The sequence below is a fragment of the Microcoleus sp. Pol12B3 genome (assembly GCF_036701355.1).
Taxonomy (GTDB): Bacteria; Cyanobacteriota; Cyanobacteriia; order Cyanobacteriales; family Microcoleaceae; genus Microcoleus.
The window spans coordinates 1-1,449 of the sequence record NZ_JAUBQS010000162.1; the positions used below are offsets into that span (position 1 = coordinate 1).

2 protein-coding genes are annotated in these 1,449 nt (G+C 45.1%); both read right to left on the reverse strand.

Features of this window, described 5'->3' with window-relative positions; all coding sequences use genetic code 11:
• Positions 1-214: 214 nt before the first annotated feature.
• Positions 215-619, reverse strand: coding sequence for a hypothetical protein (locus QUA53_RS28975; RefSeq protein ID WP_333101312.1), 405 nt, complete (start codon positions 617-619; stop codon positions 215-217).
• 11 nt (positions 620-630) lie between these two features.
• Positions 631-1,449 (reverse strand): hypothetical protein (locus QUA53_RS28980; protein WP_333101310.1); only part of this gene is annotated, 819 nt, incomplete at its 5' end.

Genomic DNA, 1,449 nt, shown 5'->3' on the forward strand with positions numbered 1-1,449 from the left:
CTGCCATTCTTCCAGAGGGGGTACAGGGCTATGTCCTTGATTTTATCAAGCTTTTGACGGGGTTGTCACCCCGTCAAATAACTTTTTTGACGGATGGTTTTTGATAAGTTAACTGTCAAATTATCGAGGGCGATCGCACTTTTGGAGATTAAGGGCGATCGCTTTTCAATTTAAGGGGATAGGTGAAGGGGCAACCCACACTCATAAAGGTGAATCAAAACACCCATTCATGGTCTGGATCGTTAAGTGCAGCTTTTACTGATGCTAAGTTTGCAAGGTCTTGGAAAGGACTCGACTTAGCTATTTCTGTAATTGAATGTAAAGCTAATGCTAACTGTTCATTATTGCCACTAGCTATTGCCGAATCCACTACGCTAAAAAGATCGCGAAAATTTTCTGCACGCTCATCAAATGAGCGATCGAGGTACTCCATCATCCAATCGCTCTGGGCTTTAATCTGAGCGATGGTTGTTTTCTCCCATGCCTCAATTTCACGCCGTTTAGTCTGCTCCTGCTCTGCCACCATCTTGTACTCAGTGTAAGCTGAGACAAGTTCCTGTAAGCATTCAGCAGGACTGGTGATCTTTGAGATGCCTCGCGAAACTTCTTTTGCTATCATGTCAACTTGCCTCAAATAGTACCGTATTTAGCTTTGATTTTAGCAGTCGCAGGGTTGAGGTTTCCTTCGCTATCTAAGACAGGGGTCTTCATAATTTCTGCAAGCGATTTTACCAGAAGCGCTACCTGTTGCAACTTACGCACATCTGCATTTTGATTTCGCTCGAATGCCTGGGATTCAAGTTCGTTAAGTCCGAAAACAGTACGAGAGTTCAAGTTATTCAACACATAGTTAAGTTCATCAATCCGTCGCTGGACTCTTTCCAAAAAGTCTTTAGCAGCATCAATTTTAGCGATTTCTGTATAGACCTTGGCTTCATATTCTCGTGCTTTTGTCAAAGCTTTTTCACCTTCACCAGCAAGCATGAAGCCACCAATTGCCAAGGCTGGACCAACCATAATACCTCCAAGTACAACTGTACCAACTGCCATGCCACCGCCACCAGCAGCCAGAGAACCACCTCCCAGCCATGCAAGAGTCGCATTCCAAGCTGCTGCACCGCTGAGCCCAGCGATCGCAGTCCCGGTACTTGCTGTCCCAAACAGTCCGATCAAGCCAACTGCACCTTGACCTGCCGCTACTGCTGCCCCAGCAGCTTTAAAACCACCTTTGACAAATTGTTCTGCTTCTAAAGCCGCAGCTTTGTACTCATTAATCTGCTGAATAGAAATGCCTTCTAATCCCTCCAAAAACTGCTTGTCGCTTAGAGAACCACGCTGACCAATACGCTCAATAAATTTGACAAATCGCCCAGGTAGTGCTTTTATGTAAAGGATGGAGAAAATAGAGGCGGTTGAGCCTTCAGAATTGCTAATCGGATTTGGTGATTG

Coding starts and splice junctions, on each gene's coding strand:
- QUA53_RS28975 (WP_333101312.1), bottom strand. CDS start 619: ATGATAGCAAAAGAAGTTTCGCGAGGCATCTCAAAGATCACCAGTCCT.